The organism is Arthrobacter sp. THG-b23 (assembly GCF_059091265.1).
The window spans coordinates 26252-44879 of the sequence record NZ_JBNHGM010000013.1; the positions used below are offsets into that span (position 1 = coordinate 26252).

At 68.0% G+C, this 18628-nt stretch carries 16 protein-coding genes and 1 tRNA gene; 2 read left to right on the plus strand and 15 right to left on the minus strand.

Annotated elements, in window-relative coordinates; translation table 11 throughout:
- Positions 1-10: 10 nt before the first annotated feature.
- Entirely contained in the window at positions 11-970 is a 960-nt protein-coding gene (locus AC5RVD_RS16620) for an ROK family glucokinase (RefSeq protein ID WP_494127534.1), read from the minus strand.
- Between the two features lie 177 nt (positions 971-1147).
- Here AC5RVD_RS16620 and AC5RVD_RS16625 point away from each other — a divergent pair, with 177 nt between their 5' ends.
- Entirely contained in the window at positions 1148-2956 is a 1809-nt protein-coding gene (locus AC5RVD_RS16625) for an AMP-dependent synthetase/ligase (RefSeq protein ID WP_494127535.1), read from the plus strand.
- A gap of 73 nt (positions 2957-3029) precedes the next feature.
- Here AC5RVD_RS16625 and AC5RVD_RS16630 read toward each other — a convergent pair whose 3' ends face one another.
- The gene (locus AC5RVD_RS16630) at positions 3030-6461 is read right to left on the minus strand and encodes a pyruvate carboxylase (protein WP_494127536.1); all 3432 of its coding nucleotides are present in this window, start codon (positions 6459-6461) and stop codon (positions 3030-3032) included.
- A gap of 305 nt (positions 6462-6766) precedes the next feature.
- Here AC5RVD_RS16630 and AC5RVD_RS16635 point away from each other — a divergent pair, with 305 nt between their 5' ends.
- Positions 6767-7606: a ParA family protein gene (locus tag AC5RVD_RS16635; RefSeq protein WP_494127537.1), complete on the plus strand. Its 840-nt coding sequence runs from the start codon at positions 6767-6769 to the stop codon at positions 7604-7606.
- Between the two features lie 144 nt (positions 7607-7750).
- Here the strand turns inward: AC5RVD_RS16635 and AC5RVD_RS16640 are convergent, their stop codons facing one another.
- The 13 genes from AC5RVD_RS16640 to AC5RVD_RS16700 all read right to left on the minus strand — a co-directional run bounded on the left by AC5RVD_RS16640 (position 7751) and on the right by AC5RVD_RS16700 (position 18557).
- Positions 7751-8347 carry a MerR family transcriptional regulator gene (locus tag AC5RVD_RS16640; protein WP_493999446.1) on the minus strand — a complete coding sequence of 199 codons (597 nt, stop codon included), beginning with the start codon at positions 8345-8347 and terminating at the stop codon, positions 7751-7753.
- Between the two features lie 228 nt (positions 8348-8575).
- Complete coding sequence (locus AC5RVD_RS16645; protein ID WP_494113528.1) at positions 8576-9079, minus strand: bifunctional nuclease family protein; 504 nt, start codon at positions 9077-9079, stop codon at positions 8576-8578.
- A gap of 11 nt (positions 9080-9090) precedes the next feature.
- Positions 9091-9768, minus strand: coding sequence for a transcriptional regulator FtsR (gene ftsR / locus AC5RVD_RS16650; RefSeq protein WP_494127552.1), 678 nt, complete (start codon positions 9766-9768; stop codon positions 9091-9093).
- A 75-nt stretch (positions 9769-9843) separates the two neighbouring features.
- Positions 9844-10323 carry an FHA domain-containing protein gene (locus tag AC5RVD_RS16655; RefSeq protein ID WP_494113529.1) on the minus strand — a complete coding sequence of 160 codons (480 nt, stop codon included), beginning with the start codon at positions 10321-10323 and terminating at the stop codon, positions 9844-9846.
- A gap of 75 nt (positions 10324-10398) precedes the next feature.
- Complete coding sequence (gcvH, locus tag AC5RVD_RS16660; RefSeq protein WP_493977985.1) at positions 10399-10785, minus strand: glycine cleavage system protein GcvH; 387 nt, start codon at positions 10783-10785, stop codon at positions 10399-10401.
- A 141-nt stretch (positions 10786-10926) separates the two neighbouring features.
- A tRNA-Pro gene (locus AC5RVD_RS16665) sits at positions 10927-11000 on the minus strand.
- Positions 11001-11126: 126 nt separating this feature from the next.
- On the minus strand, positions 11127-12680 hold the full coding sequence (gene der / locus AC5RVD_RS16670) for a ribosome biogenesis GTPase Der (protein WP_494120460.1): 1554 nt from the start codon (positions 12678-12680) through the stop codon (positions 11127-11129).
- 275 nt (positions 12681-12955) lie between these two features.
- Entirely contained in the window at positions 12956-13660 is a 705-nt protein-coding gene (gene cmk, locus AC5RVD_RS16675) for a (d)CMP kinase (RefSeq protein WP_494109104.1), read from the minus strand.
- Positions 13657-14775, minus strand: a complete 1119-nt coding sequence (locus tag AC5RVD_RS16680; RefSeq protein WP_494113531.1) for a prephenate dehydrogenase — start codon at positions 14773-14775, stop codon at positions 13657-13659. Before AC5RVD_RS16680 ends, cmk begins: the two co-directional genes overlap by 4 nt.
- Positions 14776-14778: 3 nt before the next feature.
- The gene (locus AC5RVD_RS16685) at positions 14779-16041 is read right to left on the minus strand and encodes a pseudouridine synthase (RefSeq protein WP_494127538.1); all 1263 of its coding nucleotides are present in this window, start codon (positions 16039-16041) and stop codon (positions 14779-14781) included.
- A gap of 59 nt (positions 16042-16100) precedes the next feature.
- The gene (gene scpB, locus AC5RVD_RS16690; protein ID WP_494113756.1) at positions 16101-16727 is read right to left on the minus strand and encodes an SMC-Scp complex subunit ScpB; all 627 of its coding nucleotides are present in this window, start codon (positions 16725-16727) and stop codon (positions 16101-16103) included.
- Positions 16720-17667 carry a segregation and condensation protein A gene (locus tag AC5RVD_RS16695; protein ID WP_494113757.1) on the minus strand — a complete coding sequence of 316 codons (948 nt, stop codon included), beginning with the start codon at positions 17665-17667 and terminating at the stop codon, positions 16720-16722. Before AC5RVD_RS16695 ends, scpB begins: the two co-directional genes overlap by 8 nt.
- A complete protein-coding gene (locus AC5RVD_RS16700) occupies positions 17667-18557 on the minus strand; it encodes a ParA family protein (protein WP_493987502.1) in 891 nt (296 codons plus the stop codon). Before AC5RVD_RS16700 ends, AC5RVD_RS16695 begins: the two co-directional genes overlap by 1 nt.
- Positions 18558-18628 lie beyond the last annotated feature (71 nt).

The following is an 18628-nucleotide window of genomic DNA, read 5'->3' on the forward strand; positions in this document are numbered from 1 at the left end:
GGCCGTGGAATCAGATGGAATCGCCGCGGGCCAGGTCCGCGGCGCCGATCATTCCGGCCTTCGGCCCCAGGCCAGCCAGCCGCACGTCCGCCACCGGCCGGAACCCGCGGCCCGTCAGGTTCCGCTGCAGCGCATGGCGGGCCGGCTCCAACAGCAGGTCGCCGGCTTCGCACAGCCCGCCGCCGATCACGAACAGGCCGGGATCCAGCGCCGCGGCAAGATTGGCCAGCCCCAGCCCCAGCCATTCCCCGGCCTCTTCCAGCAGCCGGACGCTGGCAGGGTCGGCCCGTTTCGCCTGGTCCGTCACCACCGCACCGGTGATGTCATCCACCACCCCGCCCGCGGCCTGCAGCCAGCGCTGGGCCACCGGGGAGTTCGCCGCGGCCAGCTCCCGGGCCTCGCGTCCCAGGGCATTGCCCGAGGCGTATTGCTCCCAGCAGCCGCGGTTTCCACACGCGCAGCGGTGCCCGCCGGGCATGATGACCTGGTGGCCGAATTCCCCGGCAACACCCCACCGGCCACGCTCCAGCCGGCCATCCATCACCATGGCTCCGCCGATGCCGGTGCCGAGGGTGATGCAGACCAGACGCCGCTCTCCCGTTCCGGCACCAAAGCGGAACTCGCCCCAGGCGGCGGCATCGGCGTCGTTGACCACGGTGACGGGCCGGCCCAGCAGCCGCTCCAAGTTGTCCCGCAGCGGTTCGTTCCGCCACGCCAGGTGCGGGCTGAACAGCACGGTCCCGCCGGCAAGATCCATCCACCCCGCCGCTCCGACGCCCACCGCGGCAACGTTGTGGTCCGCCGCCAACTCCCGCACCAACGTCGCGATGAGGTGTTCCACGTGCCGCGGATCGCGTCCTGGCGTGGGGCGGACCAGCTCAGCGACGACGCCCCCGGACCGGTCCACGGCCGCGGCCGCCACCTTGGTGCCACCGATGTCTATCCCCACCGCCAGGGCGCTGTTCTCCACCAGACCATCTTAAGCAGCCCATCCAGGCTGGGCTGCTTAGGCGAGGAGCGGGCCGACCCGTTACCGTTTCGTAGGTTACCTGCCAGTATCCGCTGTGATTTAGGTTATAGGCTAAAAGGAACCTCCATCAGGGAGGCTATACCGAGCTGGCCACAGCTGAAGAAGTGAGGAGCTATCGTGCGCGAATACAGCGTGCCCGTCCTGGTTGACGTTCCACGGGATGCCAATATCGCCAGCCTGGTGGTTGAGCAGGCGCAGAAGGCATCGAATCCGGCCTTGTTTTCCCGCAAGGACTCATCCGGGAAGTGGCAGGACATCCGTGCCACTGAGTTCCTCGCGGACGTGACCCGGTTGGCCAAGGGGCTGGTCTCCAGCGGCGTTCAGCCGGGAGACCGGGTAGGCATCATGGCCCGAACACGTTATGAATGGTCCCTTGTGGACTTCGCCATCTGGTTCGCCGGCGCCGTGTCGGTTCCGATTTACGAAACCTCCTCTCCCAGCCAAATCGCCTGGATCCTCGGCGATTCCGGTGCCGTGGCAGTCTTCGCGGAAAGCGCCTCCCATGAGGCGAAGATCCGCCAGGCCGCCCTCAACGAAGGCTTGGAGGACCTGAAACACGTGTGGCAGCTGGGCGAGGAGTCGCTGGACGCGCTCCGCGCCGCCGGCCGGGATGTTCCCGACGCCGCCGTGGAGGAACGCCGTACGGTCGCAGGCCTGGACGACCTCGCCACGATCATCTACACCTCCGGCACCACCGGCCGGCCCAAGGGCTGTGAACTGACCCATGGAAATTTCGTGGAGCTATCCAAGAACGCCGCGGCGGCGCTGCCGGAAGTGGCCCACGAGGGCGCACAGACCATCATGTTCCTGCCGCTGGCCCACGTCTTCGCGCGGTTTGTCTCCGTCCTGTGCGTCGCTGTGGGTGCCACCGTGGCGCATACTCCGGACGTCAAGAACCTGCTGCCGGATCTGCAAAGCTATCGGCCGACCTTCATCCTGGCTGTCCCGCGGGTGTTCGAAAAGGTCTACAACAGTTCCATGCTCAAGGCGGAGGATGGCGGCAAGGGCAAGATCTTCCACGCTGCCGCGGACACGGCCGTCGCCTGGTCCCGGGCCGATGAAGCCGGCAAGGTACCGCTGATGCTCAAGCTCAAGCACAAGCTCTTCGACAAGCTGGTGTACCACAAGATCCGTGAGGCGATGGGCGGTCGGGTCGAGCACGCGGTCTCCGGCGGCGGTCCGTTGGGCGAACGGCTGGGGCACTTCTTCCACGGCATCGGCCTTTTGGTGCTGGAAGGCTACGGCCTGACCGAAACCACGGCCCCGGTGTCGGTTAGCACCCCCAAACTGGTCAAGATCGGCTCGGTCGGGGCCCCGCTGCCCGGAAACGCCGTCAAGATCGCCGACGACGGCGAGATCCTCGCCAAGGGCGTCTGTGTGCTTCGCGGCTACTACAACCGTCCCGACCTCTCCTCCGAGGCCTTCGAAGACGGCTGGTTCCGCACCGGTGACATCGGTGAACTGGACGCGGACGGTTTCCTGCGCGTCACCGGCCGGAAGAAGGAAATCATCGTCACGGCCAGCGGCAAGAACGTTGTCCCGGCCCAGCTCGAAGACCAGATCCGCGCCGATGCGCTGGTTTCCCAATGCGTGGTGATCGGCGACAACCGGCCGTTTATCTCCGCGCTCATCACCTTGGACGAGGAGGCGCTGCCCGGCTGGCTGGACCGCCACAACCTGCCCGCCGGCACCACGATGGACCAGGCAGCCGACCACGAAGTCGTGAAGGCGGCAATCCAGGCGCTCATCGACCGGGCCAACCAGACCGTCTCCCAGGCGGAAGGGATCAAGTCCTTCCGGATCATCCCGTCCGACTTCACGGAAGCATCGGGGCACCTGACACCGTCGCTGAAGATCAAGCGGGCGCAGGTGCTGGCCGATTTCGACGAGTACGTGGAGCAGATTTACGCCGGCGTGCGTCAGTAACCTTGCCGGACACGCAGGGCCGCGGCTTCAGCCGCGGCCCTGCGTGTCTCTTCCCGGGTGCGTGCCTCCGGCCCTAGGCCGGGTCGATGACCAGGAGCAGGTCTCCGCCCTGGACCTGTTCGACGGCGGAGACCGCCAGCCGCGTGACGGTGCCTCCGGCGGGAGCCGTGATGCCGGCCTCCATCTTCATCGCCTCGATGGTGGCCACGGTGTCGCCCGCCTTGATGGTGTCGCCGACCTTGACGACGACGGTGACTGCGCCGGCGAACGGAGCCGCCACGTGTCCCGGCTGGGCGGGGTCGGCCTTCTCCGCGACCTTGACCTCGGATTCCACGCTGGCGTCGCGCACCATCACATTGCGCTGCTGGCCGTTGAGCGTGCAGTGCACGGTGCGCATGCCCTTCTCATCCGGCTCTGAAATGGCCCCCAGCATGGCGATCAGGCGGACGCCCTTTTCGAGCTCGATCACGTGTTCGGTTCCCGGCTGCAGCCCGTACAGGTAATCCAGCGTGTCCAGCACGGACACGTCGCCGTACGTTTCCCGGATTTTCTCGAACTCCTTGGCCGGGCCGGCAAACAGCAGCCGGTTCAGGGCCGCACGCCGGGTGGCCGGGTCCGCGGCCAGCGCTGCCGAGTCCTCGGCCGTCAACTCCTCGTTGCGCGGTTTGATGTTGCGCCCTGCCAAGGCCTTGGTGCGGAACGGCTCCGGCCAGCCGCCGGGAGGATCGCCCAGCTCGCCGGAGAGGAAGCCGATGACGGAATCGGGGATATCGTACTTCCCCGGGTCGGACGCGAACTCCGCGGGATCGACGTTTGCACCGACCAGTTGGAGGGCCAGGTCGCCCACTACCTTGGACGACGGGGTCACCTTCACCAAGCGGCCCAGGATCTTGTCCGCGGCGGAGTACATGTCCTCGATCGCCTCGAACCGCTCCCCGAGTCCCAGCGCGATGGCCTGCTGCCTCAGGTTGGAGAGCTGGCCGCCCGGGATCTCGTGCGCATACACGCGGCCGGTCGGCCCCGGCAGCCCCGACTCGAACGGGGCATAGACGCGGCGGACCGCTTCCCAGTAGGGCTCCAGCGAGCCCACGGCGGCCAGGTCCAGGCCGGTGTCGCGTTCGGTGTGCGCCAACGCCGCGACCAGCGCCGACATGGGCGGCTGGCTGGTGGTGCCGGCCATGGCCGCACTGGCGACGTCCACCGCGTCTGCACCGGCATCGACGGCGGCCAGCAGCGTCGCCAGCTGGCCCCCGGCCGTGTCATGGGTGTGCACGTGCACCGGCAGGTCGAAGCGCTCGCGCAGCGCGGTGACCAGCTTCGCCGCGGCCGCCGGACGCAACAGACCGGCCATGTCCTTGATCGCCAGGATATGCGCCCCGGCGTCAACGATCCGCCCGGCCAGCTCTAGGTAGTAATCCAGCGTGTACAGGTCCTCCGCCGGATCCAGCAGGTCTCCGGTGTAGCAAAGCGCTACTTCGGCCACGGCCGTTCCGGTCTCCCGCACGGCCCGGATCGCAGGTTCCATCTGGGAGACATCGTTGAGCGCATCGAAAATCCTGAAGATGTCGATGCCGGTGGCGGCCGCTTCCCGGACGAACGCCGTGGTGACTTCCTCCGGGTACGGGGTATAGCCGACCGTGTTCCGTCCGCGCAGCAGCATCTGCAGGCAGATGTTCGGCATCGCCTGGCGGAGCGCCGCCAGGCGCTCCCACGGGTCCTCGCCCAAAAACCGCAGCGCGACATCGTAGGTTGCGCCGCCCCACGCCTCGACCGAGAGCAGCTGCGGGGTGAGGGCCGAGACGGCGGGTGCGGCGTTGAGCAGGTCCTTGGTGCGCACCCGGGTGGCCAGCAGCGACTGGTGGGCGTCACGGAAGGTCGTATCCGTGACCGCCACGGCTGTCTGGGCCCGCAGCGCGGCCGCGAACTTCTCCGGGCCCAGCTGCTGCAGCCGCTGCCGGGAGCCGGACGCCGGAACGGCTGTCAGCGCACCGGTGGCCTCCAGCGCCTGCCTGGCGGGTTCGGGCAGCTTCGCCACCGGTGCCGTGGACACGGGCAGCTCGCCGTGCGGCTTGTTGACGGTGACGTCCGCCAGCCAGGTGAGCAGCTTGGTGCCGCGGTCGGCCGAGACACGGGCCCTGAGCAGTTCCGGCCGCTCGTCGATGAACGAGGTGGCGACGTTGCCGGCCAGGAAGTCCGGATCCTCCAGCACCGCCTGCAGGAACGCGATGTTGGTGGAGACGCCGCGGATGCGGAACTCGGCCAGGGCACGCTTGGCGCGGGCGGCCGCCGTCGCAAAGTCGCGGCCGCGGCAAGTGAGCTTGACCAGCATCGAGTCAAAGTGCGGGCTGATTTCGGCACCGGTGTAGATGGTGCCCCCGTCCAGCCGGACGCCGGCGCCGCCGGCCGACCGGTAGGCGGTGATCTTGCCCACGTCCGGACGGAATCCGTTGGCCGGGTCCTCGGTGGTAATACGGGACTGCATGGCGGTGCCGTTGACGGACACGGCCTGCTGGGACAAGCCCAGGTCGGCCAGGGTCTCTCCAGCGGCAATGCGCAACTGGGACTGCACCAGATCGACGTCGGTGATCTCCTCGGTCACCGTGTGCTCGACCTGGATGCGGGGGTTCATCTCAATGAAGACATGCTCCCCGGCCCGTTCACCGACCGTGTCCACCAGGAACTCAACCGTGCCGGCATTGGTGTAACCGAGCGCTTGCGCGAACTTGACCGCGTCCCGGTACAGTGCCTGCCGGATGCCCTCGTCCAGGTTGGGTGCGGGGGCGATTTCGATGACCTTCTGGTGTCGCCGCTGGAGCGAGCAGTCGCGTTCGAAGAGATGCATGACGTTGCCCTGACCGTCGGCCAGGATCTGCACTTCGATGTGGCGCGGCCGCAGCACGGCCTGCTCAAGGAATACGGTGGGATCACCGAAGGCCGTGTCAGCTTCCCGCATGGCAGCCGCGAGGGCGTCCGGAAGTTCTTTGCGGCTGTCGACCCGCCGCATGCCGCGGCCGCCGCCGCCGGCAACTGCCTTGACGAAGATCGGGAAGCCGATCTCCTCGGCTTCGACCAGCAACTTCTCCGGATCCGCACTGGGTTCGGTGGACTTCAGCACCGGGATCCCGGCCTTGCGGGCTGCCTGCAGGGCGTGGACCTTGTGCCCCGCGAGCTCCAGCACCTCGGCCTTTGGGCCGACAAAGGCGATGCCGGCACCGGCAGCGGCGCGGGCCAGCTCGGGGTTCTCGGACAGGAACCCGTAGCCGGGGTAGATGGCGTCCGCGCCCGATTCCTTGGCGACCCGAATGATCTCGTTGACGTCGAGGTAAGCCCGGACTGGATGCCCCTGCTCGCCGATCAGATACGCTTCGTCGGCCTTTTGCCGGTGGATCGAGTTGCGGTCCTCGTACGGGAACACCGCCACGGTTTTGGCGCCCAGCTCATAGGCCGCGCGGAACGCCCTGATGGCGATTTCGCCACGGTTGGCTACCAGGATCTTTTCGAACATTTCACTCCTGCATCGTTGCCGGGTCCGGACTTTGTGGGTGAAGCACGACCGTCCGGCGCCGGCGCCGGCGGACTCCAGTGAGCCAAGTCTCACGGACGGCCCGTTGCACTGGCAAGCCAGTGTTGCACAGATCACGCACTGTGGCCGTCCTTACGGTCCGCATGTTACGGCGCCGGCGGCGAAACGCCCCGACGGCGCGGGTGGCACGGTGTGCTGCGGCGCTCCACTTATGATGAATAGGGTGCCGTGAAGACAGGTCCGGCGCAGAAGCCCCACGACTCGATACGTTAGGTTTTGGTTTTTACGTGCAAGTAGTGAGCATCAGCAGCCTCAAGGGCGGGGTTGGCAAGACCTCGGTCACGCTGGGCCTGGCCTCTGCGGCGCTGGCAGCGGGAATCCCCACGCTGGTCATCGACTTGGATCCGCATGCTGACGCGACCACGGGACTCGGCGTCAAGCCGTCCCGCCAGACCGACGTCGGCCGGCTCCTCAAGAACGCGCGCAAAGCCGATCTGCGGGCCAACGTCGCCCCGAGCGGCTGGGTGGCGTCAGCGGATTCCGGCAGCGCGCCGGCTGCCGGGCGGAAGGTTCTCGACGTCGCCATCGGTTCTGCCTACTCCGGCATCTACGACCGGCCCGATCTGAGCCGCCGGGACCTGCGCAGGCTTTCCACCGTGCTCTCCCGCGTGAATGATTACTCTCTGGTGCTCATCGACTGCCCGCCGTCGCTCAACGGACTGACGCGCATGGCGTGGACGGCGAGCACCCGGGTGCTGCTTGTGGCCGAGCCAAGCCTCTTCTCGGTGGCCGGCACCGAACGCACCATGCGGGCCATCGATTTGTTCCGGGAAGAATTCGCCCCGGACCTGAAGACGGCCGGGGTGGTGGCCAACCGTGTCCGGCCCAGCTCCAATGAGCACGGTTACCGGCTGGCGGAAATGCAAACCATGTTCGGCGACCTGCTGCTCTCCCCCACCATCGCGGAGCAGGCGAACTGGCAGCAGATCCAGGGTGCCGCGCATTCCGTCCACCAGTGGCCGGGTGAATCGGCACGGCAGGCGGCCGGGCTTTTCGACGAGCTGCTCAGGAACCTGACCGACTCCGGGCGGATGCGCAGCCGCGCGCTCCGCCGCCAGCCCAGCTGACGGCCAGGCTGGCGGCCCGGTTGGCGGCCCGGTTGGCAGCGGGTCCCGGCCCGGCGGCAGGGACCGCCTGGATCGCACCTTAAAGTACGGGAGGGGCTCCGGTTTCCCCGGAGCCCCTCCCGCTGTTTAAGCCGTTGTTATCGCTCAGCTGATCTTGCGCGCAGCGCGCCGGCGGCTCAGCTCGTCGTCGGGAAAGTCCTGCTCCTCTGCGGCATGTTCGCTGGGGAGCTCCGCGAGGCTGCCTTCGACCTCCCGCCACACCCGGCCGACAGCGATGCCGAAGACGCCCTGTCCGCCCTGGACCAGGTCGATGACCTCGTCTGCGGAGGTGCACTCGTAGACACTGGCCCCGTCGCTCATGAGGGTGATCTGGGCCAGGTCTTCCACGCCGCGTTCGCGCAGGTGGCCAACGGCGGAGCGGATCTGCTGCAGCGAGACGCCGGTGTCGAGCAGGCGCTTGACCACTTTCAGGACCAGGATGTCGCGGAAGCTGTAAAGGCGCTGGGAGCCGGAGCCCGATGCGCCGCGCACGGCGGGTTCCACCAGTCCGGTGCGTGCCCAGTAGTCCAACTGCCGGTAGGTGATGCCGGCCGCCTTGCATGCTGTGGGACCGCGGTAGCCGGCGTCCTCGTCCAGCACGGGCAGGTCTTCGGTGAACAGCAAGCCCTGGGCACTTGCGGGTATGGCAGCGCCGGTCTGCAGAGCGTGCGGCATCTCGCCCGCATCACCTTTAGGACTCACGTGAACCCTCCTTGTCGAAGTTCCCTGTGGGGAATGAGCATCGCAGTCAGCCCAGAGGTCTGGTCTAAGTCTGCCCTGAGTTGGCCTGCGCTGCAATGGGAACTGTATGCTTCGACGTTAGAACGGCGGGGGCCGCCGGTCAAAGACGCTGGCTTTTTTGCTGCGGCGTGTCGGATGCCCGGACCCGGGACCGGCGGTCGGGGCGCCGGAGCCAGAGGCCGGCGTCGGCTATTTCTCGAAGTCCTCGGGCTCCACGTCGGCCAGGAATTCCCTGAACTCGCGCAACTGGCTCTCCGCGGTCTCCTGCGCCTGGCCGTCGGATTCCTCGTCGTCGGCCGCTTCGGCGATCTTGACCCCGGCCTCGTCCATCACTTCGTCCGCGCAGTAGATCGGGCAGGGCACGCGCAGTGCCACGGCTATGGCGTCCGAGGCTCGGGAGCTGACGGTGGCCCCGCCGTCGAACACCAGCTCGGCAAAGAAGACGGTGTCCTGGACCGTCACCAAGCGGACTTCGGTGATGCGCCGGCCGAGCACGTCGACGACGTCGCGCAGCAGGTCGTGGGTCATGGGGCGCGGCGGTTTGATGCCCTGCTGGGCGAACGCAATCGCGCTGGCTTCCGGCGCCCCGATCCAGATGGGTATGTGTCGTTCGCCGTCGGTTTCCTTGAGCAGCACCAGCGGCTGGTTCGACGGGAGTTCAATGCGGACTCCGACAACCTCGAGTTCGAGCATGGCTTCTCCGTTCAGCGGTCCATTTGGGCCAGGTGCCCGTGAACCAGCGCAGTGTGCAGGTTCAAACAAAGATCGCTGATTTCCTTGGCGGCTTCCGCGGCACGCGCCCGGGAGGCGACGTCGCGCCGGGACGCCAGCGGTGCCACGGCGCGCTCCACCAGCCCGACCTCGCGGTCCGCGGCGGCCCGGAACGGACGGAGGTGCCGCGGTTCGATCCCATGGCTGCCCAGCTGCGTGCAGGCGCGCACGACCTTGAGTGCGTGTTCATCGAAACAGGCGTCGTGGGCGTTGATCAGCCCGTAGGCGAGAAGGTCGTCCACGAGCTCCGCTGAGGCTCCGCTGATCTGCAGCAGTTCGGCCCGCGTAAGCGCCCGGCCCCGTCCATTGAGTTCTGCCGCCAGCGGTTCCGAGACCATCCGGGGAGCCAGGGTCATGCCGCCGGGAAGGGCTTCCGGCCGCTCGCCACGGTCGATCGCGTCGAGGTAATCCTTGATGACCTTGAGCGGCAGGTACTGGTCGCGCTGAAGGGCCAGCACAAAACGGAGGCGTTCAACGTCCTGGGTGGTGTACTTCCGGTAGCCGGCCGGCGTGCGTTGGGGGCTGATCAGCCCTTTTTCCTCCAGGAAGCGGATCTTGGAAGCCGTGATCTGCGGGAACTCCTCGGTCAGCTGTTGCAGCACCTCGCCGATATTGAGGACGCTGCTGCGGTACCCCTCCCGGGACGACCCGAGGGTGCGCCGTGCTGGCTGGGACCCGGGCACAGGTTAGCCCTGCCCCTTTGCCGCCGTGCCTGCGTAGTAGGTCAGGCGGAACTTGCCGATCTGCACCTCATTGCCTGTCCGCAACTGCAGGCTGTCCACGCGGTCGTTGTTGACGTAGGTGCCGTTGAGGCTGCCGGAGTCCACCACCATGAAGCCGTCGCCGGAGCGGCGGAATTCCACGTGCTTGCGCGACACCGTGACGTCGTCAAGGAAGATGTCCGCCTCCGGGTGCCGGCCGGCCGTGGTGACGTCCTGGTCCAGCAGGAACCGCGCCCCGGCGTTCGGGCCGCCGTGGGCTATCAGCAGCGCCGACCCCGCAGGCAGCGCCAGCACCGATGCTTCCTCCTCGGAGGTAAGCCTCGGTTTGGCGACGTTAACCAGCGTCTGCGGCGGCAAAGAGATGGATGTGGTTTCCGCGTTCGCCTCCGGGTTCCGGCCGTCGCCGTTCCCGCTGTTTGTGGCGTTACGAGCTTCGCCCACCATCAATAGTTCCTCCCGTAGAAATGTAGCGGCCAACCGGTTCAGGACCGGTTGGCCGTCGTGTGGCTCCGGTAGCTCCTAGCCTACCTGCTGTTCATACTCCGGGGCACTGAGCAGAGTCTCCAGCGCTGCCGGATCCGAAAGCTTGACCTCCAGCAGCCACCCCTCCCCGTACGGATCGGAGTTGATCAGGGCGGGGTCGGACTCCAGCGCGTCATTGACGGCCGCGACTTCGCCGCTGACGGGAGCGTAGATGTCGCTGACGCTCTTGGTCGATTCCACCTCGCCGATGACCTCATTGGCGGTAATGGAAGAGCCGGCTTCCGGCATCTGCACGTAGACCACGTCGCCGAGGGCGTCCTGTGCGAAGTCGGTGATGCCCAGGCGCACCGTGCCCTCGGCGTCCGCGGCAGCCACCCACTCATGCTCGGCTGTGTACTTCAGGTCGGCAGGAATATTGCTCATCGGTTGCCTTTCTCGCACCATGGACGGCCAGTTGCTGCGGCAGGGATCCGTTCCCCGCCATCGCTGAAAGTATAGGCATAGAGGGCCTTGCACAAGCCAATGGAAAAGGGACCCGGCCCTCGCGGACCGGATCCCTTGCTGTCGGGTTGACAGGATTTGAACCTGCGACCCCTTGACCCCCAGTCAAGTGCGCTACCAAGCTGCGCCACAACCCGAAGTTCCGCCTTCATGCAACCGGCGGAACCACCTCAAATACTGTACAGCATTTTTCCTTGCGCCATGACCACCGGCGCCCCCGCGGGGCGGTGGCGCCGGTGCCCGGACCGCGCGCCGGGGCCGGATCAGTGCTTGCGGGACCGCTTCTCGCGCACCCGCATGCTGACCTCAATCGGGGTGCCTTCGAAGCCGAATGTTTCACGCAGCCGGCGGGTGATGAAGCGGCGGTAGCCGGGGTCCAGGAAACCGGTGGTGAACAGCACGAACTTCGGCGGCCGGGAGGAAGCCTGCGTGCCGAACAGGATGCGCGGCTGCTTGCCGCCGCGCACCGGGTGCGGGTGGGCCGCGACCAGCTCGCCCAGGAAGGCGTTGAGGCGGCCGGTGGGGATGCGCTTGTCCCAGGATTCGAGGGCGCGGTCCAGCGCCGGGACCAATTTGTCCTTGTGCCAGCCGGTCTTGGCCGAGATGTTCACCCGGGGCGCCCAGTCCACGTGGGCCAGGTCCTGCTCGATCTCGCGTTCGAGGTACCGGCGGCGGTCGTCGTCCAGCAGGTCCCACTTGTTGAAGGCGAGCACCAGCGCCCGGCCGGAATCGATGGCCAGCTGCAGGATGCGCACATCCTGCTCGCTGAGCACTTCGTCCACGGCCAACAGCACGACGGCGACCTCCGCCTTTTCGAGCGCTGCCTGCGTGCGGAGCGAAGCATAGAAGTCGGCACCTTGCTGCATGTGCACGCGGCGGCGGATCCCGGCCGTGTCGACGAAGCGCCACGTGCGTCCGCCCAGTTCGATCATTTCGTCGACCGGATCGCGCGTGGTGCCGGCGATCGAGTCGACCACTACCCGCTCGCTGCCGGCCAGCTTGTTCAGCAGCGACGATTTGCCCACGTTCGGGCGGCCGATCAGCGCCACCCGGCGGGGCCCCCCGGTGCGTTCCAGTCCCCCGTACGCGGAGAACTCCGGCAGCACCTCCATGACGGCGTCCAACATGTCGGCCGTACCACGGCCGTGCAGTGCCGATACGGGATAGGGCTCGCCGAAACCAAGGCCCCAGAGGGTGGCGGCTTCGGCTTCCTGGGCCATGTCGTCCACCTTGTTGGCCACGAGGATGACCGGCTTCTTCTTGCGCCGGAGCATCTTCACCACTGCTTCGTCGGTGGCTGTGGCCCCCACGTTGGCGTCGACGACCAGCAGGACGGCATCGGCCATGTCCACCGCGATTTCGGCCTGGTCGGCGACGCGGGCGTGGATGCCGCGGGCATCATGCTCCCAGCCGCCGGTGTCCACCAGGGTGAAGGGGCGTCCGTTCCAGTGGGCCGAGTAGGAGACCCGGTCGCGGGTAACGCCGGGGGTGTCTTCGACCACTGCCTCGCGCCGGCCCAGGATCCTGTTCACCAGCGTCGACTTGCCCACATTGGGCCGGCCGACGATGGCCAGCACGGGCGCCACCCGCAGCGGTTCGTCTTCGGGGACGGGCTCTCCGGCCGCGGCCAGCAGCGCGGCGTCCTCGTCGTCAAGGTCGTAGTCGGCCAGGCCGGCGCGCAGCGAAGCGGCGCGCAATTCGGCTTCGGCGTCATCGAGCTCAAGCATGTGCTCGGCGATCTGGTCCTCGCCCGCCGGACGGTATTCCTCGTCGGCCGGCCGGTCCGCCGGGGAGGATCCGGGCTGGGTGTCACTCATCGTCTGTTCCTTCTGGGTAGGCAGCAAGCCGATTGTCGTCGCGGGCGTGGTTGGCCGGAAGCGGCTGCCCGGTAAACGCCACGCTGTGCCGGCAATGGCCGGACAGCTGCCGGCGGATCTCTTCGGCTGCAGTGTCCATTGAAACACGGCCGGACACCGAGGGCAGCCGCCGGCAGGTCTCCGGGGAGACGAACGCCACGTGGAAAACGCGGCCGCGGCGAGGGATGGCATCCCGCTGCCGCCGGTGACCCGCGCCGGTGCCGGCGCCGGCTGGTTCAGTGGGCGGCATGCCGCACGACGGCGAGCACCGCTTCGACGGTTTGTTCGAAATCAAGATCGGAGGAGTCCACGGTGAAGACGCCGTCGGCGGCCTCGGAGAAGTTCACGACCGTCGAATCCTTCGCGTCGCGGGCCAGCACCTGCTCGTGCAGGTCGGCGTCGCTCTGCGTCCCGCCCAGCTGGAGGCCGCGCCGGCGCAGCCTCGCCTCTTCGCTGGCGGTCAGCAGCAGCCGCACCTCGGCGTCGGGAGCAACCACCGTGGTGATATCGCGGCCCTCGGCAACGATCCGGCGGCCGGAATCGGCGATGATCTGCTGCTGCCGCCGGACCAGCTCGGCCCGCGCTCCCAGCGTGGTGGCCACGGCGCTCACGGATGCGGAGATTGACGGCTCGCGGATCTCGTCGGTGATGTCCGTCGAGCCGATGCGCACATACTCGTCGTCGGGATGGGTGCTGATCTGCAGGTCGACGTCCTTGCTGGCCTGCTCGACGGCCGCCGCATCCGCCAGGTCCACACCGGTGTTGACGCAGTACCAGGTCACGGCCCGGTACATGGCGCCGGTGTCGAGATAGGACGCGTGCAGCCGGCGGGCGGCTTCCTTGCTGACGGACGACTTTCCGGAGCCCGACGGCCCGTCGATGGCAACCACCAGCGCCTTGCCCTGCCGGTAACGAGCCATATCCACTTCCGCCGCGCTCATTGCACAACCTTCCATCCGTGTGAGGTCAAATAATCAATCAATTCGTGCCGCTTGCCGGGCAGCACGGCGAGCTCGGCCAGCCCCACCGGCTGGCCGGCCGAGTGCTCCAGGCGCAGGTCTTCCAGGTTGATGCCCACCTCGCCGATCTCGGTGAGCAGGCGGGCGATTTGGCCCGGCGTATCGTCGACCAGGACGGTCAGCCACGCGAACGCCTGCGGAGGGGCACCGTGCTTGCCGGGTATCCGTGCCTGGCCGGCGTTGCCCTCGCTGATCAGCTGGGCCAGGTCCAACCGGGAGCCGTCGGCCTCGGGGTGCTCAAGCGTCGTGATCAGCCGTTCCAGGTCCTCGCGGACGCCGTACAGGATGTGCACGAGCCGGGACGCGTTCGCGCCGAGGATCTGCACCCACAACGCCGGGTCGCTGGCGGCGATCCGGGTGACGTCGCGCAGGCCCTGGCCGGAAAGGGACAAGGCGTGCGCCGGCGTGTCCTGCAGCCGGCTGGCCAGCAGCGACGACATCACCTGCGGCAGGTGCGAGATCAACGCCACGGAGGCGTCATGTTCGTCGGCCGACATGTGGGAAACCACCGCGCCCAGGTCGATCGCCAGCGCGTGTGCGGTCTTCACCGCACCCGGCAGGGACAACTCCGACGGGCACAGGACCCACGGCATCGACGTGAAGATCTCGCCGCGGGCAGCGACCGGGCCGGACTTTTCCCGTCCCGCCATCGGGTGGGTGCCCACGTAACGGCCAAGGTCCGCCTCCCCCAGGTCCGGATCCTTGGCCAGCGCCTCGAAGACGGCCGTCTTGACGCTGGCAATATCCACGACGACGGCGTCCGGGTAGTCGCGCAGGGCCCGCGACACGACGGCGGCGGTGACGTCCGGCGGCGCCGCGACGACGACCAGCTGGGGTTCCACCCTCTCCCCGGCGGGCAGGATCCGTCCGGCACCGATGTCCTGCGCCACGGCCTGGGCCGACGGCGACGGGTCCGAGAGCAGGACATCGATACCGCGGGCACGCAGGCCAAGCCCGATGCTGGCTCCGAGCAGCCCGGTCCCGATCACCAGGACCGGACCGGACAGATGGGTGGCCTGCGCGTGTGCTGGGTTCACCGGCTACATCCCCACCAAGGCCAGCAGATGCCCTGCTTCCTGGCGGCCCAGGGCGCGGATGCTGCCCTGTCGCTGATCACCCAGCCGGATGGGGCCGAACTGGATCCGGACGAGCCGTTCCACGGGGTGGCCGACGGCGTCGAACAACCGGCGCACGACGCGGTTCTTGCCCGAATGCAGCACGACTTCCACCAGGACATGTCCCGGCGTGGAGTCGACCAGCTTGAACGAATCGACCGACGACACGCCGTCTTCCAGTTCGATTCCGGATTTCATCCGCGCCCCGACGCCGTGCGGCATGGGCCCGCGGACCTGCACCAGGTACGTTTTGGGGACCTCGTAGGACGGGTGGGTGAGGCGGTTGGCGAGTTCGCCGTCGTTGGTCAGCAGCAGCAGGCCTTCGGTGGCCTGGTCCAGCCGGCCCACGTGGAACAGCCGCTGGCCCTGTTGCGGCTTGAGGTAGTCGCTGATGCAGGGGCGTCCTTCCGGATCCTCCATGGTGGAGACGACGCCCTTGGGCTTGTTAAAGACCAGGTACGTGAGCGTTTCGTCCATCTGGACGCGGATACCGTCCACATGGATCACGGCGCGGGACGGGTCGACGCGCACGCCGAGTTCGCGCACGACCACGCCGTCCACTTCGACCCGTCCGGCCTGGATCAATTCTTCGCACACGCGGCGGGAGGCCACACCGGCCCCGGCGAGGACCTTCTGCAGGCGCACTCCCTCGGGATCGTGCAGCTCGGAGGACGCTCCCGCTCCCGCCCGCGAGGGACGGCCCGGACGGCTGACCGGTCCGAGGTTCTGGCCGAAGCGCTCCCGCCCGAAGGGCTGCGGGCCGGCGGGTCGCTGCGGCTTCCCGCCGCGTGACTTGCCGGCACCGGCCTTGCCCGCTGCCTTGCCTGCGGCCTTGCCGCCGGCCGGTTTGCCTGGCTTTCCTGCGCCCGGACCGGCCGTCGACGGCTTGCGGCTGCCGTGCTTGGCCGCGCCGGGGTCGGCCGGACCGCGGCGGGCTCCCGGCTGACCGGAGCTCTTGCCGAACTCGTTACGGCCCTGGTCCCGTCCGGCCGCGCCGAAACGGTCGCCGCCCGGCTTGCCGGCACCGGTCCGGCCAGCGCCGCCGGACCCCTGACCGGGCCGGCCGCGTCCCTGGGCGGAACCGCCCTGCGGACGGCGCTCAGCATCGTCCGGCCGGCGGCCGTCGCCCGGACGTTTTCCGCCGCGGGGGTTGTTCCGTCCGGAACCGGAACGAGGCGGTTGTGTCATGGTGGATCCTTACCCGTGGAAACTACTGCAATGGTCTGCTGCTGCCGGAGGCCGGCAGCCTAGAGCGAAGCGTCGTCGTACTCGGACAGGTTTTCCAGCCCCGGCAGATGCGGGGCGATCTCCGGCAGTTCGCCGATGCTTCCTATCCCCAATCTTTCCAGAAAATAAGAGGTGGTCCGGTACAGGATGGCTCCGGTCTCCGGATCGGTGCCGGAATCCTCGATGAGTCCGCGCTGAGTCAGTGTACGAACCACGGAATCGACATTGACCCCTCGAATCGCCGAAACGCGGGCCCGCGAGACCGGCTGCCGGTACGCGATGACGGCCAGCGTCTCCAACGCGGCCTGGGTCAACCGCGCGGTCTGGCCTTCCAGCACGAAGCGGGACACCAGCGGCGCGAAATCACTGCGCGAAAAGATCCGCCAACCGCCGGCGATGTTGCGCAGCTCAAAGCCCCGCGGCTCCGCGGCGGGCCTGCCGGGTGCACCGCCGTCGTAATCCTGCTGCAGGTCCAGCAGCAGGGCCCGGACGGTGTCCACCGGCAGGGCCAGTGCTGTGGCCAATTCAACATCGGTGGCCGGTTCGTCGATCACCATCAGGACCGCTTCCAAGGCGGCGCGGGCACCGCCCGGCAACGCCTCCACGTCGATCCGGGGCCCGGCCGATTCCTCCAGCGGATCAGTCATCGCGTCCCTCCGTTCCGTCCGTGGCCGTGTCGGCCGCCGGTGCGTTGTCATATTCTTCGCTGAGGCTATCGCCGGTCCAATCCGTATCCGGGCCGGTCCAGCGGACCGTCAGCTCGCCGAGCGGCGCAACCTGGTCGAACGCGATGACGCCGTCGCGGAACATCTCCAACAGCGCCAGGAACCGCGCAACCACCACCAGCGCGCCGTCCGCGTCATCGGTGAGCGCACGGAACGACAGCGGCCGGCCCGCCTGCAGGCGTGCCCCAAGGATGGCCGCCTGCTCCTTCACGCTGACCGGCGGCGCATGCAGGTGCGCGAGCCCCACCTGGGTCGGCGCGGGCTCCTTGGGCTCCAGTGCTTTGGCCGCAAGGGCGGCAAACTCCGCCAGCGGCGTGCGCCACACGAGCTCGGGCAGCAGCGCCGCGAACTGCGGCTCCAGCGCAACCTGCCGCGGGAAGCGTTCTGCCTCCCGGGCCAGGCGCTGGCCCAGCAGGGCCGCGATTTCCTTGAAGGCCTTGTACTGCAGCAGCCGGGCGAAGAGCAGGTCCCGGGCCTCGAGCAGGGCGATGTCCTCGTCGTCCTCCACCTCGCCGGTAGGCAGCAGCCGGGCGGCCTTCAGGTCCAGCAGGGTCGCCGCGATCACGAGGAACTCGCTGGCTTCGTCCAGGGCCTTGTCGTTGCCGTCGGCCTGCAGGCGGCGGATGTAGGAGATGAACTCGTCGGTGACGCGGGCAAGCGCCACTTCCGTGATGTCCAGTTCGTGCTTGGAAATCAGCCCCAGCAGCAAATCGAACGGCCCGCTGAAATTGTCCAGGGTGACGGCGAAGCCCGCCGGCTTCCGGTCGCCCTCCTGGACGCCGGTCACGGAGTCCTGCCGTGCCGGGGCACCGCCCGCCGGCACCGTCCCTGCCGGGACTGTCCCTGCCGGCGCCGGCCTCATCAGGGGGCGCCGCCGCGGGCGATGAGCTCCTTGGCCAGGTCGCGGTAGGCGGTCGCGCCGGCGTGGTTGCCCGCGTAGCTGGTGATCGGTTCGGCGGCGACGGTGGCATCGGCGAACTTGATGGTGCGCTTAATCACGGTTTCGAAGACCTTGTCGCCGAACGCTTCCAGCAGCCGGCCGATGACCTCGCGGCTGTGCAGGGTGCGGGCATCGTACATCGTGGCCAACACGCCGTCGATCTGCAGGCGCGGGTTCAGCCGGTCCTGGACCTTTTCGATGGTCTCCACCAACAGCGCCACCGCGCGCAGGGCGAAGAACTCGCAGATGAGCGGAATGATCACGCCGTGGGCTGCGGTGAGCGCGTTAACGGTCAGCAGGCCCAGCGAGGGCTGGCAGTCAATCAGGATGACGTCGTAGTCGTCCTCGACCTTGCGCAGCGCGTGGGCCAAAACCTGTTCGCGCGCCACCTCGTTGACCAGTTGCACCTCCGCGGCCGAGAGGTCGATGTTGGCCGGCAGCAGGTCGATGTTTTCCACGTCCGTGGCTTGGATCGCCTCGCGGATGTCGGTCTTGCGGTCCATCAGCACGTTGTAGACGGTCAGGTCCAACTCATGCGGATTGGTGCCCAGCCCCGCGGACAGGGCGCCCTGCGGGTCGAAATCGACCAGCAGGACCTTGCGGCCGACCTCGGCCAGGGCTGCGCCGAGGTTGATGGTGGACGTGGTCTTGCCGACCCCGCCCTTTTGGTTGACCATGGCCACGATTCGCGCGGGACCATGGGACGTCAGGACGGGCGGTTCTGGGAACTCGGTCAGCGGCCGCCCGGTCGGGCCCAGGACATCCTCGTCCGCTTGCCGCAGAGTGGTTGTCGAACCTTGTTCGCTGCTCACGTATCTAACCCAGCTTCCATCGTTTCGCTGCCGTTCTTCTTCCTGACAAGGTTACAGTGACCGTCCTGTTA